This is a genomic window from Bacillus sp. FSL K6-0073 (genome assembly GCF_038006085.1).
GTDB classification, from domain to species: domain Bacteria; phylum Bacillota; class Bacilli; order Bacillales; family Bacillaceae_G; genus Bacillus_A; species Bacillus_A cereus.
Genome location: NZ_JBBOUN010000001.1, coordinates 5,413,800 through 5,440,573 on the forward strand (window position 1 = coordinate 5,413,800; position 26,774 = coordinate 5,440,573).

Sequence of the window (26,774 nt, forward strand, 5' to 3'; positions counted from 1 at the left end):
AAGAATTATACGTATTGAATTTTTGTAGGCATTTTTGGATCTGTATCGTGAATTTCAAAGGATTCACCCACTCCAAATCCTTTTTCCTCTAGTACTTGTGATACTGACATACGCGCTAGTTCTTTCATGTTATTATCTAAGCTTAAATGGGCTAAATAAATATGCTTTGTCTCATCTGTAATTACATCTGCCATCGCTAATGCAGCATCCTCATTACAAACATGCCCAACGTCACTTAAAATACGTCGTTTAATGCTCCATGGATAACGTCCCATACGAAGCATTTCTACATCATGATTACTTTCAAATACAAAAGCATTAGCTCCCTTAATAACGCCCTTCATACGGTCACTTACGTATCCCGTATCTGTAATAAGCGCTAATTTCCTATTATTGTTATGGAAAGCATAAAACATCGGTTCTGCCGCATCATGAGAAACTCCAAATGACTCGACTTCAATATCACCAAATGTTTTCACATCACCAACTGAGAAAATAAACTTTTGTTCAGTTGGGATATTTCCTATTAAATGTTCCATTGCATTCCATGTTTTCTCATTCGCATAAACAGGTAAATCATATTTACGTGCCAATACACCTAATCCTTTAATATGATCACTATGCTCATGCGTTACAAGAATACCTGATACATCATTTATATTTAGTTCTGCTTGTTTAAATAAAGCCTCTGTTGCTTTACCACTTAAACCTGCGTCGACTAGTAATTTTTTTTCATCGGTTCCTACGTATAGCATATTTCCTGTACTTCCACTTGCAAGTACGCTAAAATGCAACCCCATTCTTTCTCACTCCAGTATGTTCATCAACCACTTGATTTTCCTTTTCTCCTAATTCCATAACTTGTCCTTCAATTGCATTCACAAAGAAGTCCTGCTTCTGCTCCGTTTTTAAATTCCACGTTGGAGCAAGTACTTGGTTATTAGAAGTAGATGCGGTAAGAGTGGCATAACCAATTTGCGCTTCTTTAACATGCGTATTTCCATGAATTTTATTTTTTAAATACAAATTTTCTAAAGCTGTTTGAGCCGTAATAATTTCTTGCTCTTTCGTTTTTTCACCTTCGCCCATTTCTTTTAAATCAGTTAGCATTGTCTGCGTATATGAAACAAGTTCATTTTTTTCATTTAATTCCACAACAATCATCGCCTGATTATTATAGAAAATAGGCTTATCTTTATATTTTTGGAAGAAATAAATTTTAGAGTCTTTCACCGCTCCAAATTCATACTTTTGTCCATCCAATACATAGTTCTTCAAAAATTCATTATACTTATCTTTTGATAATGATTTCGTATTTAAAAAAGGCTCTTTTAGCTTACTTTCTATCTTGTACATATTTTGTATATGCACCGTTTGATTTTTCAAAGACTGTATATCTTCTTCTTTAAAGGCTTTATTTTCCGCTCTAATAAATGACTCTTTTTTCGGTTCTTTAGGGATATTTCCCATCGTAATTTTATTTGCTTTTAATTCTTGATCTATCTTTGTTTCTGCAATAAGCTCCAATTGATTACTATCTTGCTTTTGAATGAATTGGAAAATGAGAAAGAGGTCCAAAACAAAAAAGGTCACAATAAATATGGTTTTAATCCGATCCCAATCCATTTAGTCCTCCCTCACTCCACTCATAGATTTTCTGTTTACCTGTTTCATCTTCAACAAGCTTTACATACCAAATTGGTTGTAGTCGAACCACTTGCCCATCTAGTGATAACTTGTATCCAATGCCAATATCCTTAATTACTTGTTTCTTTATCTCTGGATTATTTTCTAGGGATGCTATTACAACATGCCCTGACGGAAGAGTAACCTTCTGTTCTATACCTTTAGTATTTAAAGACAGCAACGGTCTTTCATATTCCATTACTTCTTCTGATCCCCATACTTGTCTTAATTCCGCTAATCCATCTGCATTGAATACTGGATATCCATCTTCATTTAAGCGAAATACTGTCTCTCCTTTATTCATATAGTCCAAACGATATGAATCCAAACTCCCACTGTGACCACTTACAAATTCAAAGCTTTTTTGTAAAAGCATTAAATTATCTATCGTTTTCTCAGTTAAGACAGAAGAGTTTTTATACTTTAGCATGTGACGATCGTTTTCAATTTCCATGGATCTAATACCATCTGTAAATGTTTCTTTCGACATCTCGGTAATCGGACTTAAATAACGAGGATCACTAAACAGAGCATTCTTAAACGTATCAACTGCTAAATTAGATGAAATATATGTTATATTGCTTAACTCTGTCGTTCCATCTGGTAAAAATAATTTTTTCATATCATTGAGTTGATAATCAAAATAAGGTTTTGCTGATACTATAAATTGATTTTGGGCATTTACAATATCTTTTAAATACAAGCCACTTAATTTTGCCTCGTATATTTTAAAGTTATCACCATCAGAAACAAAGTTAATTTTAATTTCTTGATCCTTACTTCTAGAAGGATCAAGGAGAATACGATTAAAATGTTTAGGCTTACCTGTACTTTTCTCTTTCATGTTAAACATGGATTTAACTGCATCAAATGGGATATCGGTAGGGAAAACAAGTTCAACTTTCCCTTCACCATGCACATATGAAAGGAAATCACCCTTAGTGATTGATATCTCTCTAAAATCATATAGTTCCCCTACTTCCAGAGGCTTATAGATTGATTCTATATCTGCCTCTCTTTTGCTCCCATAATGATTTTTATCTTTATGCACGATGATAGAAGTAGGACGGACAACATCGGAAATTTTAGTTTGGTTCATTCCTTCATTCCCCTGTACAAATTTCGCGTTTTGCATGGATGTAGAATCTGGCACATACGTCCATAAATTAAAAGTAAGAAATAGGCTAATTACAACTAGGTTAATTAAAACTATTGTTTTAAAGTTTTCCATACTCATTCCCAATCGTCCTCTTCATCTGCTGCCATTGGTAACGTGAAATAAATAGTTGTCCCTTTTCCTTCTTCACTCTTCGCCCAAATAGAGCCACCATGTGCCTCAATCATTTCTTTTGCAATTGCTAATCCAAGTCCCGTACCACCCATTTGTCTTGAACGAGCTTTATCTACGCGATAAAAACGTTCAAAGATTTTATCAACGTTTTCTTTTGGAATACCCATTCCTTGGTCACTTACACTAATTTCTAATAAATCACCGCGATCACGTAAACGATATGTTACTGTTCCACCTTCTGGTGAATACTTTAATGCGTTAGAAATAATGTTATACAGCACTTGAGTAATTTTGTCAGTATCCATATCAATAAATCTAGATTTCTTAGAGAAAGATCGTTTGAAACTTACATTTTGCTCTTTAGACATTTCAAAGCGATCAATAATATTATTAAAGAAATCAGTAAAGTCGACCCATTCTTTCATTAAACGATGCTCTGTACTATCCAGTTTAGATAGCTGTAACAACGCATTTACAAGTCTAATCATTCTTTCTGTTTCTTCTTGTGTAACCGTTAAAAATTGTGGTGCAATATTTGGATCCTGCCATGCTCCATCTGTAAGTGCCTCTAAATAACTGCGCATCGTCGTTAATGGCGTCCTTAATTCATGAGAGACATTTGCCACAAACTCACGGCGTTCCCGTTCTATACGTTCCTGCTCTGTTACATCATATAGTACAGCAATTAAGCCGTTTGCCTTCCCTGTTTCTTTTTGAATAACAGAGAAACTAGCACGTAAAATATATGGTTCGTTTCTCGTACTAAAATCTAATAAAACAGAATCTGGCTCTTCATATAAATGATCGAGCGTAAATTCTTCCTGTATCCCTAATACCTCTAAAACAGATTGATCGAGCGCTGTTTCACGAGAAACATTTAACATCTTTTCCGCAGGGTCATTTAGTAAAATAATATCCCCTTTTCGATCAGTAGCAATTACTCCATCTGTCATATGTGATAAAACAGATGATAATTTACGCCTTTCACTTTCTGTAGAAGAACGAGCTTGTTGTAATTTTTTCGATAAATTATTGAAGGATAATGCCAGTTGTCCAATTTCATCATGGCTATGCACTTTTACTTTTCTGGAATAATTTCCTTTTGCCATTTCGATTGCTTGTCTCCGCATATCTGAAATTGGTCTTGTAATTGTTTGAGCCAATAAAATCCCAAGTACGGCCGTTACTAATAAAGCAATTACTGTTCCCGTAGCAAAAATTTGATTTATATCCTTCATTTGTTTATATACATCTTCCATAGATGCCACAATGTAAATAACACCAAGCGCATCCTTACCGTTATCATCTAGAATCGGAGTAAGCATAACTTGAACACGATGCCCTGTACTACCATCCTTCTCAATTTTCACTTCTGGCTTTTTTTGTACTAACACTCGCTGAACAGCTATATCAGTTGATGTTCGATTCACCTTATTCTGCTTTGATTCATCTGAAATAGCCAGTAACTTTCTGTGCGAATCAAATACACTTACCTCTTGTATAACTTTCTTCTGATCAGAGGCAAATTTTCGAATTGAAGTTTTAATCGTTTCATCTGTTGACTCTGTTTCTGCTTTTGTATAACTTTTTTTAAACTCTTGCTTCAAATTATATGATAATAAGTTTGTTTGCTGCGTTAAAGAATCCCTAAAACCTTGTACTAAGCTCTTCTCTAATTCCCTTACGAAATATACTCCAATAACTTGCATCGCTATTAATATTAATAGCATATATATAAGCACAAATTTTAAATGAATAGATTGAAAAAAACCAACTTTCTTCATATACTATTCCTGCTCTGGGTCACGCAAGTAATACCCTACTCCACGTCTAGTTACAATTAAAGTAGGATGGCTTGGATTATCTTCAATTTTTTCACGCAAACGACGTACTGTAACGTCTACTGTGCGCACATCTCCAAAATAGTCATAACCCCAAACTGTTTGTAATAAATGTTCGCGTGTCATAACTTGTCCTAAATGTTTCGCTAAATAATGTAGCAACTCAAATTCACGATGTGTAAGCTCGATATTTTCCTCGCGCTTCGTTACACTATATGCATTTGGATTAATCACAATTGGTCCAATAACCATTTCTGTATTTTCTTCTTTTTCCGCAGCACCACCTTGTTGATGGCGGCGTAAATTCGCCTTCACACGAGCAAGTAATTCCCTTGTACTAAATGGCTTCGTTACATAATCATCTGCCCCAAGCTCAAGCCCTAATACTTTATCAATCTCAGAGTCCTTTGCTGTAAGCATAATAATCGGCATTTCTGAGCTTTTACGTATTTCACGGCAAACCTCTAAGCCGTCTTTACCTGGTAGCATAATATCTAATAAAACCATATCTGGTTGCTCTTCATTAGCCTTTTCAATTGCTTCATCACCATCATGCGCCATTACTATTTCAAAACCTTCTTTTTCTAAGTTAAACTTCAAAATATCTGCAATCGGCTTTTCATCATCAACTACTAAAATTTTCTTTCCCATCATCGTCTATTTCCTCCTTATAAAAATATGGTCAATAATCCCTAAACATATTGATGTTTACATAGTATGTCCTATATGACCGCATCCTTTGTTTAAGTATTTTCTCCTCTATTCTCATAGACTCATGTATGATCCACTTTTACACGGCATCCTATACGATCTATAGAAAAACCTCTAGCTTCAACTGCTAGAGGCTCCTCGTTCTATTTTAAAATAACTACTCAGTTTTGTAAAATTACATAAATAAAAAGGATATTAAGTGGGCCCACTTAATATCCTGAGAGTGGCTCGGGACGGAATCGAACCGCCGACACGAGGATTTTCAGTCCTCTGCTCTACCGACTGAGCTACCGAGCCAAAACTATATATAAAACCACTAATGGTGGTATAAACAAAAGTGGCGGTCCCGACCGGGGTCGAACCGGCGATCTCCTGCGTGACAGGCAGGCATGTTAACCACTACACCACGGGACCAAAAATAAGCAAAAAAAAACATGACCCGTACGGGATTCGAACCCGTGTTACCGCCGTGAAAGGGCGGTGTCTTAACCACTTGACCAACGGGCCACGAAAAATAAAATGGTGAGCCATGAAGGACTCGAACCTTCGACCCTCTGATTAAAAGTCAGATGCTCTACCAACTGAGCTAATGGCTCATACTCACCAACGTCATATTTTCGTGACGACAAGATGTATCATAACATGTATTCTGTATTTATTGCAATACTTTTTTCGTTTTTTTATAAAAGAATAAGAAAAAACTCATGCGGACATGAGTTTTTTCTAAACACTATTAATTAAGCTTCGTATACGTTACGAACAATATTTGTTTGGTTACGATCTGGTCCAACTGAGAACATAGATATTTGAATTCCTGTTAACTCAGAAACACGTTCTACGTATTTTCGTGCATTTTCAGGAAGTTCATCTAATGATTTTACACCAGTAATATCTTCTTCCCAACCTGGAAGCTCTTCATATACAGGCTCACATTTTGCTAAAATGTTTAAGTTAGCTGGAACTTCATCAATAACTTCACCATTGTATTTGTAAGCAACACAAATTTTAAGAGTTGGAATACCTGTTAAAACGTCGATAGAATTTAATGATAGATCCGTTAAACCACTAACACGACGTGCATGTCTTACAACAACGCTATCGAACCAACCTACGCGGCGTGGACGACCAGTTGTCGTTCCATACTCGCGACCAACTTCACGAATTTGATGACCAATTTCATCATGAAGCTCAGTAGGGAATGGACCATCACCAACGCGGCTTGTATATGCTTTACATACACCTACAACGCGAGTAACTTTCGCAGGACCAACTCCAGTTCCAACTGTTACACCACCAGCAATTGGGTTAGAAGATGTAACGAACGGGTACGTACCGTGGTCAATATCAAGCATAACACCTTGCGCACCTTCAAATAATACACGGTGATTATTATCTAATGCATCATTTAATACAACAGATGTATCACATACATATTGCGCGATTTGTTGCCCGTACTCGAAGTACTCTTCGAAAATTTCTTCTACAGTGAAACCTTCTGTATCGTACATTTTTTCAAATAAACGATTTTTTTCTACTAAATTGCGCTCAAGCTTCTCTTTAAATGCTTCACGGTCTAAAAGATCAGCCATACGAATACCAATACGAGCAGCTTTATCCATATATGCAGGACCGATACCTTTTTTCGTTGTACCGATTTTGTTATCACCTTTACTTGCTTCTTCTAACTCATCTTGCTTTAAGTGGTAAGGTAAAATAACATGTGCACGGTTACTTACACGTAAATTATCAGTACTTACACCACGATCGTGTAAGTATTTTAACTCTTCAAGTAATGCTTTTGGATCTACTACTAATCCGTTTCCGATTACACAAATTTTCTCTTTATAGAAAATACCAGATGGAATTAAGTGTAATTTATATTTAACTCCGCCGAAAACAATTGTATGTCCCGCGTTATTTCCACCTTGATATCTTGCAACTACTTCCGCATGCTCAGAAAGAAAATCAGTGATTTTACCTTTTCCTTCGTCGCCCCATTGTGTTCCTACAACTACTACTGAAGACATTATTAAAGCACCTCCGCAATTTTCAAACGATCTATTCAAACAATATAATTGTACCAAAACCGAAAAAGAAGTCAACCGAAAAGCGAACATTTTTTCATAAAAAAACTTTTTCGTTCGTAAGAATTATATATTTAACTTATGAAAGCCTTATCTTTCTTATAAAAAAAAAGAAACACATCTTATTATAAGAAATGTGTTTCTTTTTTATACTGCCTTTATGCCGGCGGAGCATGTCCATCCTCAAAACGACGTTCTAAGTTAACGAACTTATTGAACTCTTTGACGAATGCAAGTTCCACTGAACCTACTGGACCGTTACGCTGTTTTGCAATAATAATTTCAATTGTATTTTTATTTTCCGTTTCTCGATCATAGTAGTCTTCACGATATAGGAAAGCTACAATATCAGCATCCTGCTCAATACTTCCAGATTCACGAATATCAGACATCATCGGGCGTTTATCTTGACGAGATTCTACACCACGAGATAACTGTGATAAAGCAATAACAGGCACTTGCAATTCACGTGCAATCCCTTTTAAGGTACGAGAAATCTCAGATACTTCCTGCTGACGGTTTTCTCCTGATTTCCCACTTCCTTGAATAAGCTGCAAATAGTCGATCAAAATCATACCAAGACCTTGTTCTTGCTTTAATCTACGACATTTTGCTCGAATCTCATTTACTTTAATACCTGGCGTATCATCAATATATATACCAGCATTTGAGAGACTCCCCATTGCCATTGTTAATTTTGCCCAATCATCGGAAGTTAATGAACCAGTACGAAGTCTTTGTGCATCAATATTCCCTTCTGCACAAAGCATACGCATAACAAGCTGATCAGCACCCATCTCTAAACTAAAAATCGCTACATTTTCATCCGTTTTCGTCGCTACGTTTTGTGCGATATTTAATGAAAATGCCGTTTTCCCTACTGATGGACGTGCTGCCACGATAATTAAATCATTTCGTTGGAAACCTGCTGTCATCTTATCTAATTCAGTAAACCCAGTTGGTATCCCAGTAACTTCACCCTTTTGATTATGCAAAAGTTCAATTTTGTCATAAGCATCTACAAGAACATCTTTAATGTTTTGGAATGCTTTTGCATTCGTTTGATGGGATACTTCTAATATTTTTTTCTCAGCCTCATTTAAAAGACCATCCACATCATCTTCTCTCTCATATCCATCCGATACAATATGAGTCGCCGTGCGAATTAAACGACGTAAAAGCGCCTTTTCAGCGATGATGCGTGCGTAATATTCTACGTTAGCTGCAGTTGGCACAACCTCTGCTAACTCCGCTAAGTAAGAAACCCCACCAACTTCTTCTAATAATCCTTGATCAGCCATTGCTGATGTCATCATTATTAAGTCGATCGGCTCTCCCTTATCAGATAGCCCAAGCATGACTTCAAAAATCTTTTGATGTTTCGTTCGATAGAACGAATCAGGTACCAATAACTCTGATGCTGAAGTTAACGCATCTTGATCAATCAATACGGCCCCTAAAACCGCCTGCTCAGCCTCTATATTATGCGGAGGGGTACGATCAGCAAGTACATCACTCATACGCAATCCTCCTTGCTTAATTTATTTTTATTGTTCACTAACATGAACTTTTACTGTTGCTGTTACTTGTGGATGCAATTTCACAGTAACGTTTGTATAACCTAACGCGCGGATTGCATCGTCCATTTCAAATTTACGTTTATCAAGCTTAATCTTGTGTGATTTTTGCATTGCATCCACGATTTGTTTGCTTGTGATAGAACCAAATAAACGGCCACCTTCTCCAGATTTCGCCTTTAATTCTACAGTTAATTTCTCTAAAGTCTCTTTTAACTCTTTTGCATTTTCAAGCTCTGCTGCTGCATCTTTTTCTTCTTTACGCTTTTGAGCTTCTAAAGTTTTCATACTGCTATTTGTTGCTTCAGCAGCTAATCCTTGTTTTAGTAAGAAGTTATTTGCATAGCCATCCGGTACGTTTTTTACTTCTCCTTTTTTACCTTTACCTTTTACGTCTTTTAGAAAAATTACTTTCATGATTGTGTGCCTCCCTGTAAATAGTCATCAATAACAAATCGAAGCTTCTCCTCAGCTTCATCTACTGTAACATTTTTCATCTGTGTGGCTGCATTCGTCAAATGCCCGCCACCGCCTAAGTTTTCCATAATTAGCTGCACATTCACTTCACCTAAAGACCTGCTGCTAATTCCAATGAGATTCTCGCCACGTTTCGCAACAACAAATGATGCAATAATCCCTGTCATTGTTAATAACGTGTCTGCCGATTGCGCAATAAGCACTTGATCGTAGTAATCATCACTATCAACTTTAGCAATCGCAATTCCATTTTTATAAATGTACGCATTTTTTATAGCTTTTGCAACCCGTAAATACTGATCCATATCTTCCTTTAAAAGTTCTTGTACAAGTACAGTATCTGCACCATGTGAGCGTAAATAAGAAGCAGCATCAAATGTACGAGCCCCTGTCCGGAATGTGAAACTTTTCGTGTCGACAATAATACCCGCTAACAATGCCGTCGCTTCTAACATTGTCATCTTTAAATTTTTAGGTTGATACTCAAGTAATTCTGTAACCAATTCTGCTGTTGAAGAAGCATATGGTTCCATATAAACTAGCAATGGGTCTTCAATAAAATCTTCTCCACGGCGATGATGATCAATAACTACTACATTTTCAATTTTATGTAACAGTTTTTGCTCCATCACCATCGAAGGTTTATGCGTATCGACAACAACAAGTAACGAATCATCATTTGCAAATTCCATCGCTTGCTCTGGAGTAATAAAACGAGACCATAACTCCTCATTTTGTTTCACTTTGTCCATCAAACGCTTAATTCCTTTATCGGAATCATTTTCATCTAACACAATATATCCTTTACGCTCATTTAATTGAGCCACTTTTAAAATACCAATCGCAGCACCAATTGCGTCCATATCGGGAGCCCTATGCCCCATAATAATGACATTACTACTTTCTAATACTAAATCCTTTAACGCATGCGAAATGACCCTAGCGCGTACACGGGTACGTTTTTCAACCGGATTTGTCTTACCTCCATAGAACTTAACTTTACCTGTCGCTTGTTTAATAGCTACTTGGTCTCCCCCACGCCCAAGCGCAAGATCTAAACCAGATTGAGCCATTGCTCCAAGCTCTGATAAAGGTAAATCACCTGATCCGACACCCACACTTAATGTAAGTGGTATATTCCTTTTAGATGTTTCTTCACGCACCTGATCTAAAATACTAAATTTCCCTTTCTCCATCTGCGTCAAAATACTTTCATTTAGCACAACGAAGAATCTTTCTGAAGATGCACGTTTTAAATACGCACCATACTTAAGTGCCCATTCATTTAGTCGCGATGTCACAAGACTTGTTATATTCGTACGTAATTGATCATCTAATCCTTGTGTAACTTCATCATAATTATCCAAATAGATGACAGCTAAAACAGTCCTTTGATCCTCGTACATCTTTTCGATTTCTGTTTGTTCCGTTACATCAAAGAAATAAATTAACTTTTCTTCTTTCCTTACAAAAACGCGAAACTTTCGATTATTTAAAGAGACTATATCATCAGAAGTTTCTCCTTTAATGAAAAGAAGTAATGTTTCTGATACATCGTAAAGGTGCCATCCAGCTAATGCATGCTGTCCCAGACATGAAGATAAATAAGGATTTGCCCAATCAATCCCATAATCCTTATTGTATAACAAAATACCAATCGGCATTTGGTTAAATGCTTCATTACTTACTTTCTTTACTCTTGTAATCATATCTGTCGTATGCTTTTCGAAATTCCTTTGAAAATTAAGTTCAAATCGTATAACGATAAAGAATACGATACAAAAAATGACAAAAGCAGCTATCCCCATAATTAAATGAAAATAACAGAGAATTGAAATGAGCACAAACACAAAAAATGCCAATACATAAACAGGATATAAAAACCACTGTTTCTTATCAAATTCAGGCATGTATACAACTCCTATAAAGTAAAACTAACTCACCTTCCAGTTAGTTAAACAGATTAAAATAGTATAAGGAATATTATTTTATCCCCCTATTTTAGAACGCAATGAAATCCCTAAGTCAATTATACCTAAGATTGTCACAAGAGGAAACAGCATCGGAATAAACATGCATGCAATAAAACTAATAATAGGAACCCCTTTAGTAAAACCTTTTCTATACGCTAAAAAGGCGATAAATGTCAGACCTTGCAGTACAAGTAATAGTGCAAATATGACATTTAGGTTAGAAAATACCATATGTAAATATGATGTTGGTTCTACTTTTATAAAAGTTGCTAACAAAATAAATATAACGTAATACCAAATGATACTCTTTGGTAATTGTATATCTTTAAATTTAGGCCAAGATATAACGTCATATTTTAACTTTTTCAAAACACTACCTGATATTATCACTGTAATCCAAGAAAAACATACTGAAACTAGCACAAGTATACTCGGAAGTAACGATTGTAATATATCATTCATTTGTGCAAGTAACTCTTTTTGTTCCTTACTAATCGGCATACCTGTAGCACTTACTATCTTTTCGCTTTTCGCCATACTTTCACTAAATATACTTTGCATTTGCTTCATTATATCTATGTTGAAAAACTTTATACTCGCAACATAAATAAGTACAAAACCAATTAAGTATGCAAGCGTCCCAGCTATTAAGATTTCCACTGGCTTTTTTCTTGTTTTATACATATATCCTAAAACAATCCCTATCAATCCAAACATAATTGTCTTCACTAAATTCATCGGTTGACTCACAATAATAGTAACAAAAAGTGCCGCTACAAAAACCACGAGCACATTAGATAGTTTATGTCTTATCATTAATAGTATAAATGGTAACGGCAACGCAAAAGTTACAACTGTACCCAAAATCGGAACATACATAGATATAAACAATAACATTACATATATAGTCAACAACGCGGCACCTTCAGTAATAAATCTTGCTTGTTTCACATTTTAACCTCTCTTTCAAAAAAGAAAAGCATAGCAAAATGCACAGTAGAGTCCGACTCTACTGTGCATTTCATACGCTATTATTCACCAACATATGGTAAAAGTGCCATTTGACGAGCACGTTTAATTGCAACTGTAAGTTTGCGTTGGTATTTCGCGCTTGTTCCTGTTACACGACGAGGTAAAATTTTACCACGCTCAGAAACGAAACGTTTTAATAAATCAACATCTTTATAGTCAATGCGAGTGATGCCGTTAGCTGTGAAGAAACACACCTTACGACGTTTCGCACGTCCACCTTTGCGTCCTGCCATGTCTATTTCCCTCCATTCTTTGTTAAAACTAACAAATTTACTGTATTAGAACGGTAAATCGTCGTCGGAAATGTCGATCGGTTGACCTACATTTGAAAATGGATCGTCATTCTTCGTAAATCCAGAGTTACCTTGGTTACCTGAATTACTAGATTGACCAAATGGGTTAGAGCCTTGGTTACCGAAACCAGCTCCTGATGGTTGCTGATTAAATGAACCACGTTGCTCCCCACCGCCATTACGCGGCTCTAAAAATTGCACGCTTTCCGCAAGAACTTCTGTTACGTATACACGTTTACCATCTTGTCCCTCGTAATTACGAGTTTGAAGACGTCCATCTACGCCTGCTAAGCTACCTTTTTTCAAATAATTTGCTACGTTTTCTGCTTGTTTACGCCATATTACACAATTAATAAAGTCAGCTTCACGCTCACCTTGTTGATTGGCAAATGCGCGATTCACAGCTAACGTAAAAGTAGCTACTGCAACACCATTGGGCGTGTAACGTAAGTCAGGGTCCTTAGTTAAACGACCAACGAGGATAACACGATTCATCAATCGAACCACTCTCCCTTATATATCAATTATTTTTCTTCTTCTTTAACAACGATATGACGAAGGATGTCTTCGTTGATCTTAGCTAAACGGTCGAATTCGTTAATCGCTTCTGCGTTAGATTTCACGTTTAAGATCATGTAGAAACCTTCACGTAAGTCGTTGATTTCGTAAGCTAAACGACGCTTACCCCACTCTTTCGTGTTAATGATTTCTGCACCATTGTTTGTTAAAACACCTGCAAAACGTTCAACTAAAGCTTTTTGAGCTTCTTCTTCAACGCCAGGACGAATGATGTACATAATTTCGTACTTTCTCATTACACTTTCACCTCCTTTTGGTCTAAACGGCCCGTAATGGGCAAGGAGCAATTAATTTATAGTAATTACTCACGAGTTTAGATTATATCATAGTAAGTTATATGAATCAACTCACCAATACATAAAAAACTTGGCAAACATATAATATATTTGCCAAGCTCATATCTTTATTTTTCCTAGGAAATATTAAATTAAACGTTAAAACGGAAGTGCATAACATCTCCGTCTTTTACGATATATTCTTTTCCTTCTAAACGTACTTTTCCAGCTTCTTTTGCAGCTGTCATAGAACCGTTTGTCATTAAGTCATCGTAAGAAACTGTTTCTGCACGAATAAATCCACGCTCAAAGTCTGTATGAATAACACCAGCACATTGTGGTGCCTTCATTCCTTGTTTAAATGTCCAAGCACGTACTTCTTGAACGCCAGCTGTAAAGTAAGTAGCAAGTCCTAATAGGTCATATGCTGCACGAATTAATTGATCTAAACCAGACTCTTCAATTCCTAATTCTTCAAGGAATACTTTTTTCTCTTCTTCGTCTAATTCAGCGATTTCTGATTCGATTTTTGCACATACAACGATTACTTGAGAATTTTCATTTGCTGCAAATTCTTTTACCATTTGTACGTATTTATTTTCCGAAGGATCGATAACATCGTCTTCACTTACATTCGCTACGTATAACATTTCTTTTGTTGTAAGTAAATGAAGGCCTTTAACAATCTTCATCTGCTCTTCTGTAAATTCAACAGTACGAGCTGGTTTTCCCTCTTCAAAAGCTTCTTTTAAACGAACTAAAATTTCATGCTCATATACCGCTTCTTTATCTTTTTGTCTTGCTAATTTCGCGACACGCTCGATACGCTTATCAACAGACTCTAAGTCCGCTAAAATTAGCTCTAAATTGATTGTTTCAATATCATCAATTGGATCTACTTTCCCTGAAACGTGCGTAATATTTTCGTCTTCAAAACAACGAACAACTTGGCAAATTGCATCTACTTGACGAATGTGAGATAAGAATTTATTTCCTAAACCTTCACCTTTACTAGCACCTTTTACGATACCTGCAATATCAGTAAACTCGAATACAGTCGGAACAGTCTTTTTCGGTTCTACTAGTTCCGTTAATTTATTTAAACGCTCATCTGGTACTTCTACAATCCCTACGTTTGGATCAATTGTACAGAATGGATAGTTCGCAGATTCTGCTCCTGCTTGTGTAATTGCATTAAATAAAGTGGACTTCCCTACGTTAGGTAATCCAACAATCCCAGCCGTTAATCCCATATTTTTCACTCCTATGTCTCAATCTTTCATCATTATAGATAGTAACGAAAAAAATGACAAGTTTCCGCCAAACGAAAAAAAGTAACAGTTACCTACTGTAACTGTTACTCTCCCTCTATTCTTCGTGCTTCACAAGTATTTTTTTCACCTTACGATCAAACTCTCTTCGAGGAATCATTACTGAATGGTCACACCCCTCGCACTTAATGCGGATATCCATTCCCATACGAATAATTTTCCAACGATTCTCGCCACATGGATGGGCTTTCTTCATTTCCACAACATCATACAAGTTATATTCCTTTTGCTCCACTCTCCAAACTCCTCTCCATACTAAATTGCTTTTCCACTAACTAATTCTTCACGATTATATAAAACCATACGCGGATATGGAATTTCAATTCCATGTAAATCAAGACGATTTTTAATCTCTTTACGAAGTGCCCTTGCAATAACTGCATGTTGCATCGGTTCTACTTCAGCAATAACACGTAATATAACTTCTGATGCAGCTAATGTTTGCACACCTAATAATTGAGGCGTTGTTACCATTTTTTCGTACTTTGAAGGTAATTCTACTAATAAATCTTCAATAACCTGCTCTGCTTTCGCAATATCAGCCTCATATGAAATAGATACATCAACAAACGCTACACTATTACTAACTGAGTAGTTAGTAACTTGAATAATACTTCCATTTGGTAAAGTATGAATTTCACCTGTCCAACTCTTTACTTTCGTTGTACGAAGTCCAATTTCTAAAACGACTCCTTCAAATTGACCGATTTTAACATAATCGCCAACTGAAAACTGATCTTCTAACAAAATAAATAAACCTGTAATAACGTCTTTCACTAAACTTTGAGCACCAAATCCGACTGCTAAACCAATTACCCCAGCACCCGCTAATAAACCTGATGCATTAATATCAAACACACCTAAAATCGCAATTAGCATAATGAACATAACAACGTACGCTACAATATTTTCAAGTAATTTCGCTACTGTAACTGTACGACGTTCTGAAATTTGAATTGGAGAACGACTTCCCATACGAAACGCATTTCGTACAACCGCTCTTGCAATTCGCACAACAACCGCACCAATTATTAAAATAATGCATATTTTTAATGTCGCAACTCCAATATGAGCCCAACGATCAGCATCTAATAAATACTGTTTCATAGAATTAAACCACTTCGCTAATAAATCCATGTACCTCTACCTCTCTAGCTAAAATTTCTTTTTAGTTACCCTTATTATTGTATCAGAAGTCCCCTAATTGCTGAAAAAATTTTATGATTTTAATCCTATTTTATCCCCGATATCCAGGTATAAAATGGAACGAATATATATATACTAGTACTATTATTTCCGTTTTCATTCACATTTTGCAAAAATTACGCAATTATAACTTTCCATTTTCCTCACCATATAACATATATTGAAAATTTATTAAAAGGATGGGTGCTTCATGAATATTGGAAGTTTTCGCTTACCATTTTTTGAGAAAGAAACTCAAAACGTTATGCACCAAGATCTAGAAGCCTCTGAGATAATCAGTAATTTCTTACTTACCCATATTCCTATTAAAACTAATATACCAATCATTCTCGTTTGTATCGGAACAGATCGCTCTACAGGTGATGCACTCGGCCCGTTAGTTGGTACAAAACTTGAACAAATAGACATCCAAAACCTCCAAGTATTCGGTACACTAGATGAGCCAGTACATGCGCTAAATTTAGAAGAGAAAATTCATAATATACAGAAAGAAAATCCTACTGCATTTATAATTGCTGTTGATGCATGTTTAGGAAAGTCCCAAAATATCGGATCAATCACTACTGGAAAGGGGCCTAGTAAACCTGGAGCTGCTATGAATAAGAAATTACCTGCAGTTGGTGATTTGCACATACACGGTATCGTCAATCTAAATGGGTTTATGGAGTTTTTCGTTCTTCAAAATACAAGATTAAGTTTAGTCATGAAAATGGCTGATGTAATCGCACAAAGTATAAAAGAGACGGATCAAAAATTATCCGCATTAAAAAAAGCAAACCATCTATAAATAATAAGATGGTTTGCTTTTTAATTTTTCTGTGCTAATAGTTCTAAAATACGATTTAAATCTTCTTTATTAAAAAATTCAATTTCAATTTTACCTTTTTCTTTTTTCGTCTCTTTAATTTTCACATCTGTGCCAAACTTTTCTCTTAAGAACGTTTCACGTTCTACGAAAAATATATTTCGCTCTTTTTTCACTTTTTTTGTTTCACGTGAAACGTGTTGATTAATCTCTTGGACAATTTTCTCTAATTGACGAACATTTAATCCTTCTTTTTCAATGCGTTTCAATAAGGACTTCAATTGTTCTTCATCTTTTATCGTAAGTAAAGTTCTCCCATGAGCCATTGAAAGTTGACCATTTGCAATCATATCTTGTACGAAAGAAGGTAGGCTTAATAACCTAGTATAATTTGCAATGTAAGGTCTGCTTTTACCAAGACGTTTCGCTAATTGTTCTTGCGTTACATTTAGCTCATTCATTAACATCTGGTATGCCATTGCCTCTTCCATAGGATTTAAATCTTCTCGTTGTAAGTTTTCTAACAAAGCAAATTCCATCATTTGCTGTTCAGTTAATTGTCTGACAACGGCAGGTACTTTTTCTAAACCAGCCTCTTTTGCAGCACGAAATCGTCTTTCACCTGCAACAATTTCATATCCTTTAATACTCTTCCTAGCAATTAATGGTTGTAAAATACCGTGTTCCTTAATCGAAATTGCTAATTCCTGAATCGCCTCTTTATTAAAGTGTTTACGCGGTTGATATGGATTCGGCCTTAATTCAGTTACAAGAATCTCCTGAATTGTTTCCTCTTCTTTCACATCTAAATCAGGAAAAAACACATTAATTCCTCTTCCTAATCCTTTAGCCACCTGCAATCACTTCCTCTGCTAAATCTATATATACTTCTGCTCCTCTTGATTTAGCGTCATACTGCATAATAGGTTTCCCATGACTTGGAGCCTCGCTCAAGCGTACATTACGCGGAATAATCGAGCGATATACTTTATCCCTAAAATACTTTTTCACTTCATCTATAACTTGGATTCCTAAATTTGTACGGGCATCCAACATTGTTAACAATACACCTTGAATTGCTAAATTTTTATTTAAATGTTTTTGTACAAGTCGAACTGTATTTAATAGCTGACTTAACCCTTCTAGTGCGTAATATTCACACTGTACAGGAATAATAACAGAATCTGCTGCTGTTAATGCATTAATCGTTAATAACCCTAAAGATGGGGGACAGTCGATAATAATATAGTCATATTCATCACGAACTGGCTGTAATGCTCTTTGCAAACGTACTTCCCGGGAAATAGTCGGTACCAATTCAATTTCAGCACCAGCTAATTGAATTGTAGCGGGTAGAACATCTAAGTTTTCAGTTGCGGTTTTCTGTATAACCCCTTGAACATCTGCATCTTCCACAAGAACGTTGTAAATACATTGATCTAATTCAGATTTTTCAATTCCCACACCAGTCGTTGCATTTCCTTGAGCATCAATATCTACAAGAAGGACTTTTTTACCTACTTGTGCCAATCCAGCCCCTAAATTAACAGATGTTGTTGTTTTTCCAACACCGCCTTTTTGATTAGCAATAGCAATGATTTTTCCCATGATGTCACCTACTTTCAACCTTTCTATCTTATTCTAGTAACAATTACGTTTATTGTAACATGAAATAAAACTTTTTCTTTTACGTCCTTTATTAAACTTCAAAATTTATTTCTAAACTCCTTCTTCATTTAACAAGAAAATATAGTAAAAGAGACCTCTCCAATAGGATAAGGTCTCTAGCACGTCATTATTATTTTTTCTTTGGAATTTTAATTGTAATTTGATAGTACTCATCAAATTCTTCTTCCTCAGAATTAACATTCAAACCACTTTCAGTAACCATTTGTAAAGATTGTCTAATTGTATTCATAGCAATCCTCGTATCTCGACTTACTGCTTTTTGCTTTGCCTTACGCTTCGGTTTCGCTTCCTCTAGTAGCTTCGCAATTCGTTCTTCTGTTTGCTTTACATTTAGTTGTTTCTCCACAATTTCCTGTAAAACCTTCAGTTGTAATTCCTCATTTTTTAAAGGAATGAGAGCGCGGGCGTGACGTTCTGTAATGCTTTTTTCTAATAATGCACTTTTTATTTCTTCAGGCAACTTTAACAATCGCAACTTATTTGCGATTGTAGATTGTCCTTTTCCAAGTCGTTGTGCCAATGCTTCTTGTGTTAAATTATGTAACTCAATCAGCTTTTGATATGCCACAGCTTCCTCGATTGCCGTTAGTTCCTCACGTTGCAAGTTTTCAATTAAAGCTACAGAAGCTGTCTCTGTATCATTTAAGTTCTTTATAATTGCAGGAACCTTTTCCCAACCTAACTTTGTTGCTGCGCGAAAACGTCTTTCTCCAGCAATAATCTCGTACTTATCATCCTCATATTGCCTTACAACAATCGGCTGAATAAGTCCATGTGTACGAATTGTTAATGCTAGCTCATCAATACGCGCATCATCAAAAACTGTTCTTGGTTGATAACGGTTAGGGGTAATATTTACTATCGGAATTTCTTGTATTTCTTCATATACCTTTTTATCTATCTCTTCATGGCTTTCGTCTTGTAATTCGAATTCGCTCTCTTTATCTCCAAAGCCAAATAAACGAGAAAACGTATTTTTCATACATATTCCACCACCTTTTAGGCCTATTGACTATTCTCCATAAAATGTTTCCTATGAAACATTTACGTTTTCATTTATATAATTTAATCTTACGTCTAATAAGATTTATTTTTCAATAGGTAATTTATTGGGTGTTCCCGGTTTGCGTGGATATTTCTTTGGTGTCTTGCGCTTTTTCTCGATTAATAAAATATTACGTTCACTCTCTTCAAACGGTAATTGGAACGTAGACATCTCTTTTAACTCTCCGCCTAGCACCTCTAAAGCATACTTACCATTTTCAATTTCTTCGTTTGCTGCTGCACCTTTCATTGCAATGAATGTTCCTCCAACTTTTACAAGCGGTAAACATAGCTCACTTAATACAGAAAGACGCGCAACTGCACGTGCCATTACAATATCGTATGATTCACGTACACCTTCTTTTTTCCCAAATGTTTCAGCACGATCATGACAAAATGCAACATCACTTAATTCTAACTTTTGTGCTAAGTGATTTAAGAAATTAATACGTTTTTGCAACGAATCTACAATTGTTATTTTTAAATGCGGGAAACAAATTTTTAAAGGAATACTTGGGAATCCAGCACCTGCACCAACATCGCAAATTGAGAATGGTTTTGAAAAATCATAATAAAAAGCAGCTGTAATGGAATCAAAAAAGTGTTTTAAATATACTTCTTCTTTTTCTGTAATAGCCGTTAAGTTCATTTTTTCATTCCACTCTACTAATGTTTCAAAGTAGATTTTGAACTGCTCTAACTGTCTAGAAGAGAGGGTGATTCCCTTCTCTTCTAGCATAGATTGAAATTGTTCTATGTTCATCTAGCAATATCTCCTTACTATTTATTGGTTCGATACGCGTGCAATTTTTCCTTGTTCTATATACACAAGTAAAATGGAAATATCCGCTGGATTTACGCCAGAAATACGTGAAGCCTGCCCCATTGAAAGTGGACGAACATCTTTCAATTTCTGTCTAGCTTCTGAAGCAATGCTAGAAATCGCATCATAATCAATATCTACAGGGATTTTTTTATTCTCCATTTTCTTCATACGCTCTACTTGCTGTAAAGATTTTTCAATATATCCTTCATACTTAATCTGAATTTCAACTTGTTCTTTAACTTCATCACTTAATTCTACTTCACTTGGTACTAAAAGATGAATATGCTCATATGTCATCTCTGGACGACGTAATAAGTCACTTGCACGTATTCCATCTTTCAATTCACTTCCGCCAATATTGCGAATTAATTCTTGAACTTCAGGACGTGGTTTAATAATAATGCTGCTTAAACGTTCCTTTTCCTGTTCAATTTGTAATTTTTTATTTGTAAATCGCTCATAGCGCTCTTCTTTAATTAATCCAATTTTACGACCAACTTCAGTTAAACGAAGATCAGCATTATCGTGGCGTAATAATAGACGGTATTCTGCACGAGACGTTAATAAACGATATGGTTCATTTGTACCTTTCGTTACAAGATCATCAATTAAGACACCAATATAAGCATCCTCGCGACCTAAAACAACTTCTTCTTTACCTAAAGAGCGGCATGCTGCATTAATTCCAGCCATAAGCCCTTGTCCGGCCGCCTCTTCGTAACCAGAAGTTCCATTAATTTGTCCTGCTGTATATAAATTTTTAATCTTTTTCGTTTCAAGTGTTGGCCATAGTTGTGTTGGCACAATTGCATCATATTCAATTGCATAACCTGTACGCATCATTTCAACATTTTCTAGGCCTGGAATTGTTCTAAGCATGTCACGTTGTACATCTTCTGGTAAGCTTGTGGATAAACCTTGTACATATACTTCTTGTGTATTACGCCCTTCTGGCTCTAAGAAAATTTGATGACGCGGTTTATCATTAAATCTTACTACTTTGTCTTCAATAGAAGGACAGTATCTAGGACCTGTTCCTTTAATCATACCAGAATACATAGCTGAACGATGTAAATTTTCATCTATTAAACGGTGTGTTTCTGTACTTGTATATGTCAACCAACATGGAATTTGATCCATAATAAATTTCGTTGTTTCAAAAGAGAACGCACGTGGCTTATCATCACCTGGTTGAATTTCTGTTTTACTGTAGTCAATTGTATTACTGTTTACACGAGGAGGTGTCCCTGTTTTAAATCTTACAAGATCAAATCCAAGCTCCTCTAAATGCTCAGATAATGTAATAGACGGTTGCTGGTTATTTGGACCGCTTGAATATTTTAAGTCGCCCATGATAATCTCGCCACGTAAAAATGTTCCAGTTGTAATTACAACTGTTTTTGCTGTATATTCTGCACCAGCTTGTGTAACTACCCCTTTACATACACCTTCTTCAACAATTAAACGCTCTACCATTCCTTGGAACAACGTTAAGTTTGGTGTTTCTTCAATTGTTTTCTTTAATTCATGTTGGTAAGAGAATTTATCAGCTTGCGCTCGAAGTGCACGTACGGCTGGTCCCTTACCTGTATTTAGCATACGCATTTGAATATGAGTTTTATCAATATTACGTCCCATTTCTCCGCCTAATGCATCAATTTCACGAACAACAATCCCTTTTGCTGGTCCACCAACAGAAGGGTTACATGGCATGAATGCTACCATATCCAAGTTAATTGTTAACATTAATGTTTTTGAGCCCATTCGTGCTGCCGCAAGACCAGCTTCACATCCTGCATGACCTGCACCGATTACTATGACATCGTATGAACCGGCATTGTATCCCATTGTTTATTCCTCCTAATAATCTCTATCTTTCTACAACTTCACTATATTATTTTCCTAAACAAAATTGAGAGAACAACTGGTCAATTAAGCTTTCATGCACTGTGTCCCCAGTAATTTCACCAAGTATTTCCCACGTTCTTGTTAAATCAATTTGTACCATATCAATTGGTACACCATTTTCAATCGCCTCAACTGCATCACCGATTGTTTTTCCTGCTTGTGTTAATAATCCAATATGTCTCGCATTAGAAACATATGTCATATCTGCAGAATCGATTGTTCCTTCAAAGAATAAATCAGCTATTGCCTTTTCGAGTTCATCTATTCCTTGTTCTTCAATTAAGGATGTTGTAATAACACGATTTCCCGCGGCTAACTCTGTAACACGTTCCATATCAATCGCTTGCGGTAAATCAGTCTTATTCACAATAACAATAAAGTCTTTTCCTTGTACCGCACGGAATAGATCTTCATCCTCATTTGTTAAAGCCTCGCTATAGTTGACAACAACTAATACTAAATCCGCTTGGCTCATCATTTCTTTTGAACGTTCCACACCAATTCGTTCAACAACATCTTCTGTCTCCCGAATACCGGCTGTATCTATAAGTTTAAGAGGTACACCACGCACGTTAACGTACTCTTCAATAACATCACGAGTTGTTCCTGCAATATCAGTTACAATTGCCTTTTTCTCCTGAACAAGACTATTTAATAACGATGATTTCCCAACGTTAGGTCTACCGATAATTGCTGTAGCAATACCCTCACGTAAAATTTTCCCTTGTTTTGATGTTTCTAATATTTTTTCGATTTCCGAACGAACATGCGTCGCTTTCTCAATTAAAATATTATGTGTCATCTCTTCTACATCATCGTATTCTGGATAATCTATATTTACCTCAACATGAGCTAATGTTTCTAATATTTCTTGACGCAAAAGACCAATTAATTTAGATAATCGCCCTTCCATTTGATTAATTGCTACATTCATCGCACGATCTGTTTTTGCTCGAATCAAATCCATAACAGCTTCTGCTTGTGATAAATCGATACGTCCATTTAAAAAAGCACGTTTTGTAAATTCGCCCGGTTCTGCCAATCGTACTCCTTGTGCTAGAATAAGTTGCAATACTTTATTTACTGAAACAAGTCCACCGTGACAGTTAATTTCCACTATATTTTCACGTGTAAAAGTCCTTGGTGCGCGCATAATAGACACCATAACTTCTTCAATAACTTGATTTGTATCTAAATCAACAATATGACCATAATGAATAGTGTGAGAAGGAACCTCTATTAAATCCTTCCCCTTAAAAATACGATTAACTTTCTCAACCGCATCATCCCCACTTACTCGAACAATGGCAATTGCACCCTCTCCAAGCGCTGTGGAAATCGCAGCAATTGTATCAAATTCCATGTCCTTTCACCTCACTTGCTTATTTATCTCTATTTCAACATGATTATTTCTTTCACTAAATTATTAGGATACCATAACGAACCTATCTACAAAAGAAGAATAACTCATTTTATTATATCCCCATGTAAAAAACACTAAACTTATTCACAGTGGATAAGTTTAGTGTTTTTTAGTTATCCACATCTATTTTTCGCTCAAAAAAACCGGCACTCATTTGAGCAACCGGTCATTTAGGAGATATTACAACATGCCGATGTGGTTCATTTCCTTCAGAAGTTGTATTGATACCTTGATGATTTGATAATGCCTGATGAATAATTTTTCGTTCAAAAGATGGCATCGGTTCTAAAATAACTCTTTTTTTCGTATTAAATACTTGTTTCGCTAATCGATAAGAAAGTGATTCTAACGTACTTTTTCTTTTACTACGATAATTTTCAGCATCTAGTGTAATACCGATATACTGCTTCGTGTTACGATTCGCGACAAGTTTTGTTAAATACTGTAAAGAGTTCAATGTATTACCTCTTTTCCCAATTAAAACACCTACATTATCACCAGAAATTGTAAATTCAATTTCGCGTCCTTTTACAATTTTACTAATCTCAACTTCCACACCCATATCGTGAATAACATTTCTTAAATATTCTTCACATTCTTGAATTGGATCTTTCTTCAATACAACTTCTACTACTGCAGGACGATTCCCAAATAAACCTAAGAATCCTCTTTTACCCTCATCGACAATATTTATATCTACTCGATCTTTTGATGTATTTAATTGCCTTAAAGCATCCTCTACTGCCAGCTCGACTGTTTGTCCTTTAGCAGTAATTACACTCACTTGCTTGAGCCTCCAGCTTTGCTAGCCTTAATTTCTGGCCCTTTGATAAAGTACATTTGAGCAATACCAAAGATATTACCAACAACCCAGTAAAGTGATAATGCGGCTGGGAAGTTAATTGCAAAGATTAAAATCATAATCGGCATAAGCCAAAGCATCATTGCCATTTGCGGATTTTGACCAGCTGTTCCTGCCATTGCAAGCTTTTGCTGAATAAATGTCGTAATTGCTGCAACGACCGGTAAGATATAGAACGGGTCTGCATGTCCTAAATCGAACCATAAGAAACTATGTTGTTTAATTTCAGCTGTTCTCATAATTGCATGATAAAAAGCGAACAGAATTGGCATTTGAATAAAGATTGGTAAACAACCAGCTAATGGATTTACACCATTTTTTTGATATAACTGCATCATTTCTTGCTGCAGTTTTTGCTGTGTCGCTTGATCTTTAGAGCTATATTTCTCTTTTAACTTCACCATTTCCGGTTGTAACGCTTGCATCGCTTTCGTACTCTTCGTTTGTTTAATCATTAGTGGTAATAACGCAAAACGAATGATAAGAGTTGTAATAACAATTGCTAAACCATAATTACTGTTAAATAAGTCGGCAAAATACGTGATTAACTGAGAAAGCGGATATACGAAATATTCATTCCAAATCCCAGTACTTTTCGATGTAATCGGCTGACCCGTTTCACTACAACCGGTGGCAATCGCCATTAATGCAACGACCATGGCTAGTAAACCTAATTTCTTTTTCAAAGCCTACTCCTCCTTGTATCGGTATGTATATAGTGTAATTCATTTCCTTACGCTACTTTTTTATTCTTTTCATACCAGAGCGTTTAAAGACATGAATTAAGCTTTTCTTTACTTCTTCATATGTCATCTCTGCACAAGGCTTCCTTGCTATTATAACAAAATCTTTTCCAGAAGCTATCTCATCTTTTAACTCTGTAATAGCCTGACGGACCATGCGCTTAATTCGATTACGAACTACTGCATTTCCTATTTTCTTGCTAACAGAAAGGCCGATGCGAAAGTTTGGCTGTTCTTCTTTATCTAATTGGTATACAACAAACTGACGATTCGCATTTGATTTTCCTTTTTGAAAAACCGCCTGGAATTCATCATTCTTCTTTATACGATGTTTTTTCTTCATATCAATTGACACTCCTGTATTTCATCAGCGGAAATTCACTATTATTAGAAAAAAAGACCACTGAACGATCAGTGGTCTACGCAGATAATACTTTTCTTCCTTTACGACGACGAGCTGCTAGCACTTTACGTCCGTTCGCTGTGCTCATACGGCTGCGGAAACCATGTACTTTGCTGCGCTTACGTTTATTTGGTTGGTAAGTTCTTTTCATTATATGACACCTCCCTGAGGAATATCTGTTAAAGACAGTCCTATAAATTATAGTTAATCAACTAGGAAAATGTCAATGGTTCTAGAAATTTTCATCAAATATTCATTTTGAACCTATTCACATACTTTTTCACAGCATCTATATTTCCTTGTGGATAAATGTTTTTTTACGTTTTTTATATCCACAAACTTTTTTCACACTTTTACACAGTATATCGTGTTGTGGACAAGTTTATTCCACAAGGTATTGATTTTGTGGATAACTTTCTTAAATTCATTGCTATAGCCACTTTTTTTTGATATTATAGTTGTGTTTTCACTTTGAATAAGTTTTCCACACCTTTATCTTATCCACAATTTGTGTATAACATGTGGACAGTTTTAATCACATGTGGGTAAATAGTTGTCCACATTTGCTTTTTTTGTCGAAAACCCTATCTCATATACAAACGACGTTTTTAGGTTTTAAAATACGTTTCGTATAAATATACATTTTATATTTATTGGGTTGTACATTTGTTGCGCAACCTTATTCTTTTACCATCTTAGTAAAGGAGGGACACCT

27 protein-coding genes and 4 tRNA genes are annotated in these 26,774 nt (G+C 35.7%); 1 reads left to right on the plus strand and 30 read right to left on the minus strand.

Going from position 1 to position 26,774, the window contains the following annotated elements; all coding sequences use genetic code 11:
* Window positions 1-5: 5 nt before the first annotated feature.
* From MHB52_RS27975 to MHB52_RS28070, 20 genes are all read right to left on the minus strand, one after another.
* Window positions 6-800, minus strand: a complete 795-nt coding sequence (locus MHB52_RS27975) for an MBL fold metallo-hydrolase (protein ID WP_000522837.1) — start codon at window positions 798-800, stop codon at window positions 6-8.
* Window positions 784-1,626, minus strand: a complete 843-nt coding sequence (locus tag MHB52_RS27980) for a two-component system regulatory protein YycI (protein ID WP_000383740.1) — start codon at window positions 1,624-1,626, stop codon at window positions 784-786. Before MHB52_RS27980 ends, MHB52_RS27975 begins: the two co-directional genes overlap by 17 nt.
* On the minus strand, window positions 1,607-2,923 hold the full coding sequence (locus MHB52_RS27985; RefSeq protein WP_016118981.1) for a YycH family regulatory protein: 1,317 nt from the start codon (window positions 2,921-2,923) through the stop codon (window positions 1,607-1,609). The genes MHB52_RS27980 and MHB52_RS27985 overlap by 20 nt, the downstream gene beginning before the upstream one ends.
* Window positions 2,920-4,761: a cell wall metabolism sensor histidine kinase WalK gene (gene walK, locus MHB52_RS27990; RefSeq protein ID WP_000755367.1), complete on the minus strand. Its 1,842-nt coding sequence runs from the start codon at window positions 4,759-4,761 to the stop codon at window positions 2,920-2,922. Before walK ends, MHB52_RS27985 begins: the two co-directional genes overlap by 4 nt.
* Before the next feature lie 3 nt (window positions 4,762-4,764).
* Window positions 4,765-5,472: a cell wall metabolism DNA-binding response regulator WalR gene (gene walR / locus MHB52_RS27995; RefSeq protein WP_000971865.1), complete on the minus strand. Its 708-nt coding sequence runs from the start codon at window positions 5,470-5,472 to the stop codon at window positions 4,765-4,767.
* A 281-nt stretch (window positions 5,473-5,753) separates the two neighbouring features.
* Window positions 5,754-5,826: transfer RNA gene (locus MHB52_RS28000), tRNA-Phe, on the minus strand.
* 41 nt (window positions 5,827-5,867) lie between these two features.
* Window positions 5,868-5,943 (minus strand) — tRNA-Asp (locus tag MHB52_RS28005).
* A gap of 21 nt (window positions 5,944-5,964) precedes the next feature.
* Window positions 5,965-6,036, minus strand: a tRNA-Glu gene (locus tag MHB52_RS28010).
* Between the two features lie 13 nt (window positions 6,037-6,049).
* Window positions 6,050-6,125: transfer RNA gene (locus tag MHB52_RS28015), tRNA-Lys, on the minus strand.
* Window positions 6,126-6,266: 141 nt separating this feature from the next.
* Complete coding sequence (locus MHB52_RS28020) at window positions 6,267-7,556, minus strand: adenylosuccinate synthase (protein ID WP_000100238.1); 1,290 nt, start codon at window positions 7,554-7,556, stop codon at window positions 6,267-6,269.
* A 215-nt stretch (window positions 7,557-7,771) separates the two neighbouring features.
* The gene (gene dnaB / locus MHB52_RS28025) at window positions 7,772-9,133 is read right to left on the minus strand and encodes a replicative DNA helicase (protein WP_001286149.1); all 1,362 of its coding nucleotides are present in this window, start codon (window positions 9,131-9,133) and stop codon (window positions 7,772-7,774) included.
* 27 nt (window positions 9,134-9,160) lie between these two features.
* Window positions 9,161-9,607 (minus strand): 50S ribosomal protein L9, encoded by a 447-nt coding sequence (rplI, locus tag MHB52_RS28030; protein ID WP_000864228.1) that lies wholly within the window; start codon window positions 9,605-9,607, stop codon window positions 9,161-9,163.
* Window positions 9,604-11,577 (minus strand): DHH family phosphoesterase, encoded by a 1,974-nt coding sequence (locus MHB52_RS28035; RefSeq protein WP_001113787.1) that lies wholly within the window; start codon window positions 11,575-11,577, stop codon window positions 9,604-9,606. Before MHB52_RS28035 ends, rplI begins: the two co-directional genes overlap by 4 nt.
* Window positions 11,578-11,655: 78 nt before the next feature.
* Entirely contained in the window at window positions 11,656-12,591 is a 936-nt protein-coding gene (locus tag MHB52_RS28040) for a YybS family protein (RefSeq protein WP_016118982.1), read from the minus strand.
* Window positions 12,592-12,671: 80 nt separating this feature from the next.
* Window positions 12,672-12,905 (minus strand): 30S ribosomal protein S18, encoded by a 234-nt coding sequence (rpsR, locus tag MHB52_RS28045; RefSeq protein ID WP_000918873.1) that lies wholly within the window; start codon window positions 12,903-12,905, stop codon window positions 12,672-12,674.
* 45 nt (window positions 12,906-12,950) lie between these two features.
* Window positions 12,951-13,463, minus strand: a complete 513-nt coding sequence (ssb, locus tag MHB52_RS28050; RefSeq protein WP_000981966.1) for a single-stranded DNA-binding protein — start codon at window positions 13,461-13,463, stop codon at window positions 12,951-12,953.
* Between the two features lie 26 nt (window positions 13,464-13,489).
* Complete coding sequence (rpsF, locus tag MHB52_RS28055; RefSeq protein ID WP_001233778.1) at window positions 13,490-13,780, minus strand: 30S ribosomal protein S6; 291 nt, start codon at window positions 13,778-13,780, stop codon at window positions 13,490-13,492.
* Between the two features lie 191 nt (window positions 13,781-13,971).
* Window positions 13,972-15,072: a redox-regulated ATPase YchF gene (gene ychF, locus MHB52_RS28060; RefSeq protein WP_000524667.1), complete on the minus strand. Its 1,101-nt coding sequence runs from the start codon at window positions 15,070-15,072 to the stop codon at window positions 13,972-13,974.
* 115 nt (window positions 15,073-15,187) lie between these two features.
* Window positions 15,188-15,385 carry a DUF951 domain-containing protein gene (locus MHB52_RS28065; RefSeq protein WP_000435485.1) on the minus strand — a complete coding sequence of 66 codons (198 nt, stop codon included), beginning with the start codon at window positions 15,383-15,385 and terminating at the stop codon, window positions 15,188-15,190.
* A gap of 20 nt (window positions 15,386-15,405) precedes the next feature.
* Window positions 15,406-16,287: a mechanosensitive ion channel family protein gene (locus MHB52_RS28070; RefSeq protein WP_000364809.1), complete on the minus strand. Its 882-nt coding sequence runs from the start codon at window positions 16,285-16,287 to the stop codon at window positions 15,406-15,408.
* 259 nt (window positions 16,288-16,546) lie between these two features.
* On the opposite strand from MHB52_RS28070, the gene yyaC reads away from it, so the two are divergent.
* Window positions 16,547-17,143 (plus strand): spore protease YyaC, encoded by a 597-nt coding sequence (gene yyaC, locus MHB52_RS28075; protein ID WP_001020707.1) that lies wholly within the window; start codon window positions 16,547-16,549, stop codon window positions 17,141-17,143.
* Window positions 17,144-17,163: 20 nt separating this feature from the next.
* Here yyaC and spo0J read toward each other — a convergent pair whose 3' ends face one another.
* The 10 genes from spo0J to rpmH all read right to left on the minus strand — a co-directional run bounded on the left by spo0J (window position 17,164) and on the right by rpmH (window position 26,210).
* The gene (gene spo0J, locus MHB52_RS28080; RefSeq protein WP_001051832.1) at window positions 17,164-18,015 is read right to left on the minus strand and encodes a stage 0 sporulation protein Spo0J; all 852 of its coding nucleotides are present in this window, start codon (window positions 18,013-18,015) and stop codon (window positions 17,164-17,166) included.
* Window positions 18,008-18,769, minus strand: a complete 762-nt coding sequence (gene soj / locus MHB52_RS28085; protein WP_000516114.1) for a sporulation initiation inhibitor protein Soj — start codon at window positions 18,767-18,769, stop codon at window positions 18,008-18,010. The genes spo0J and soj overlap by 8 nt, the downstream gene beginning before the upstream one ends.
* A 190-nt stretch (window positions 18,770-18,959) precedes the next feature.
* Window positions 18,960-19,832: a nucleoid occlusion protein gene (gene noc, locus MHB52_RS28090; protein ID WP_000799016.1), complete on the minus strand. Its 873-nt coding sequence runs from the start codon at window positions 19,830-19,832 to the stop codon at window positions 18,960-18,962.
* A 105-nt stretch (window positions 19,833-19,937) separates the two neighbouring features.
* Window positions 19,938-20,657, minus strand: a complete 720-nt coding sequence (gene rsmG / locus MHB52_RS28095) for a 16S rRNA (guanine(527)-N(7))-methyltransferase RsmG (protein WP_001019625.1) — start codon at window positions 20,655-20,657, stop codon at window positions 19,938-19,940.
* A gap of 21 nt (window positions 20,658-20,678) precedes the next feature.
* Window positions 20,679-22,568 carry a tRNA uridine-5-carboxymethylaminomethyl(34) synthesis enzyme MnmG gene (gene mnmG / locus MHB52_RS28100; RefSeq protein ID WP_000541055.1) on the minus strand — a complete coding sequence of 630 codons (1,890 nt, stop codon included), beginning with the start codon at window positions 22,566-22,568 and terminating at the stop codon, window positions 20,679-20,681.
* 46 nt (window positions 22,569-22,614) lie between these two features.
* A complete protein-coding gene (gene mnmE, locus MHB52_RS28105; protein ID WP_061664369.1) occupies window positions 22,615-23,991 on the minus strand; it encodes a tRNA uridine-5-carboxymethylaminomethyl(34) synthesis GTPase MnmE in 1,377 nt (458 codons plus the stop codon).
* A gap of 226 nt (window positions 23,992-24,217) precedes the next feature.
* Window positions 24,218-24,835 (minus strand): RNA-binding cell elongation regulator Jag/EloR, encoded by a 618-nt coding sequence (jag, locus tag MHB52_RS28110; protein ID WP_000111516.1) that lies wholly within the window; start codon window positions 24,833-24,835, stop codon window positions 24,218-24,220.
* Window positions 24,832-25,599 carry a YidC family membrane integrase SpoIIIJ gene (spoIIIJ, locus tag MHB52_RS28115; RefSeq protein WP_000727737.1) on the minus strand — a complete coding sequence of 256 codons (768 nt, stop codon included), beginning with the start codon at window positions 25,597-25,599 and terminating at the stop codon, window positions 24,832-24,834. The genes jag and spoIIIJ overlap by 4 nt, the downstream gene beginning before the upstream one ends.
* A gap of 52 nt (window positions 25,600-25,651) precedes the next feature.
* The gene (gene rnpA / locus MHB52_RS28120) at window positions 25,652-25,999 is read right to left on the minus strand and encodes a ribonuclease P protein component (protein WP_000726619.1); all 348 of its coding nucleotides are present in this window, start codon (window positions 25,997-25,999) and stop codon (window positions 25,652-25,654) included.
* Between the two features lie 76 nt (window positions 26,000-26,075).
* Complete coding sequence (rpmH, locus tag MHB52_RS28125) at window positions 26,076-26,210, minus strand: 50S ribosomal protein L34 (RefSeq protein ID WP_000831901.1); 135 nt, start codon at window positions 26,208-26,210, stop codon at window positions 26,076-26,078.
* Between the last annotated feature and the right edge of the window lie 564 nt (window positions 26,211-26,774).

What these genes read in the sequence shown, in the direction of transcription:
- MHB52_RS27975 (WP_000522837.1), bottom strand. Translation starts at nt 800, where the DNA reads ATGGGGTTGCATTTTAGCGTACTTGCAAGTGGAAGTACAGGAAATATG.
- MHB52_RS27980 (WP_000383740.1), bottom strand. Translation starts at nt 1,626, where the DNA reads ATGGATTGGGATCGGATTAAAACCATATTTATTGTGACCTTTTTTGTT.
- MHB52_RS27985 (WP_016118981.1), bottom strand. Translation starts at nt 2,923, where the DNA reads ATGAGTATGGAAAACTTTAAAACAATAGTTTTAATTAACCTAGTTGTA.
- walK (WP_000755367.1), bottom strand. Translation starts at nt 4,761, where the DNA reads ATGAAGAAAGTTGGTTTTTTTCAATCTATTCATTTAAAATTTGTGCTT.
- walR (WP_000971865.1), bottom strand. Translation starts at nt 5,472, where the DNA reads ATGATGGGAAAGAAAATTTTAGTAGTTGATGATGAAAAGCCGATTGCA.
- MHB52_RS28020 (WP_000100238.1), bottom strand. Translation starts at nt 7,556, where the DNA reads ATGTCTTCAGTAGTAGTTGTAGGAACACAATGGGGCGACGAAGGAAAA.
- dnaB (WP_001286149.1), bottom strand. Translation starts at nt 9,133, where the DNA reads ATGAGTGATGTACTTGCTGATCGTACCCCTCCGCATAATATAGAGGCT.
- rplI (WP_000864228.1), bottom strand. Translation starts at nt 9,607, where the DNA reads ATGAAAGTAATTTTTCTAAAAGACGTAAAAGGTAAAGGTAAAAAAGGA.
- MHB52_RS28035 (WP_001113787.1), bottom strand. Translation starts at nt 11,577, where the DNA reads ATGCCTGAATTTGATAAGAAACAGTGGTTTTTATATCCTGTTTATGTA.
- rpsR (WP_000918873.1), bottom strand. Translation starts at nt 12,905, where the DNA reads ATGGCAGGACGCAAAGGTGGACGTGCGAAACGTCGTAAGGTGTGTTTC.
- rpsF (WP_001233778.1), bottom strand. Translation starts at nt 13,780, where the DNA reads ATGAGAAAGTACGAAATTATGTACATCATTCGTCCTGGCGTTGAAGAA.
- ychF (WP_000524667.1), bottom strand. Translation starts at nt 15,072, where the DNA reads ATGGGATTAACGGCTGGGATTGTTGGATTACCTAACGTAGGGAAGTCC.
- MHB52_RS28070 (WP_000364809.1), bottom strand. Translation starts at nt 16,287, where the DNA reads ATGGATTTATTAGCGAAGTGGTTTAATTCTATGAAACAGTATTTATTA.
- yyaC (WP_001020707.1), top strand. Translation starts at nt 16,547, where the DNA reads ATGAATATTGGAAGTTTTCGCTTACCATTTTTTGAGAAAGAAACTCAA.
- soj (WP_000516114.1), bottom strand. Translation starts at nt 18,769, where the DNA reads ATGGGAAAAATCATTGCTATTGCTAATCAAAAAGGCGGTGTTGGAAAA.
- noc (WP_000799016.1), bottom strand. Translation starts at nt 19,832, where the DNA reads ATGAAAAATACGTTTTCTCGTTTATTTGGCTTTGGAGATAAAGAGAGC.
- rsmG (WP_001019625.1), bottom strand. Translation starts at nt 20,657, where the DNA reads ATGAACATAGAACAATTTCAATCTATGCTAGAAGAGAAGGGAATCACC.
- mnmG (WP_000541055.1), bottom strand. Translation starts at nt 22,568, where the DNA reads ATGGGATACAATGCCGGTTCATACGATGTCATAGTAATCGGTGCAGGT.
- mnmE (WP_061664369.1), bottom strand. Translation starts at nt 23,991, where the DNA reads ATGGAATTTGATACAATTGCTGCGATTTCCACAGCGCTTGGAGAGGGT.
- rnpA (WP_000726619.1), bottom strand. Translation starts at nt 25,999, where the DNA reads ATGAAGAAAAAACATCGTATAAAGAAGAATGATGAATTCCAGGCGGTT.
- rpmH (WP_000831901.1), bottom strand. Translation starts at nt 26,210, where the DNA reads ATGAAAAGAACTTACCAACCAAATAAACGTAAGCGCAGCAAAGTACAT.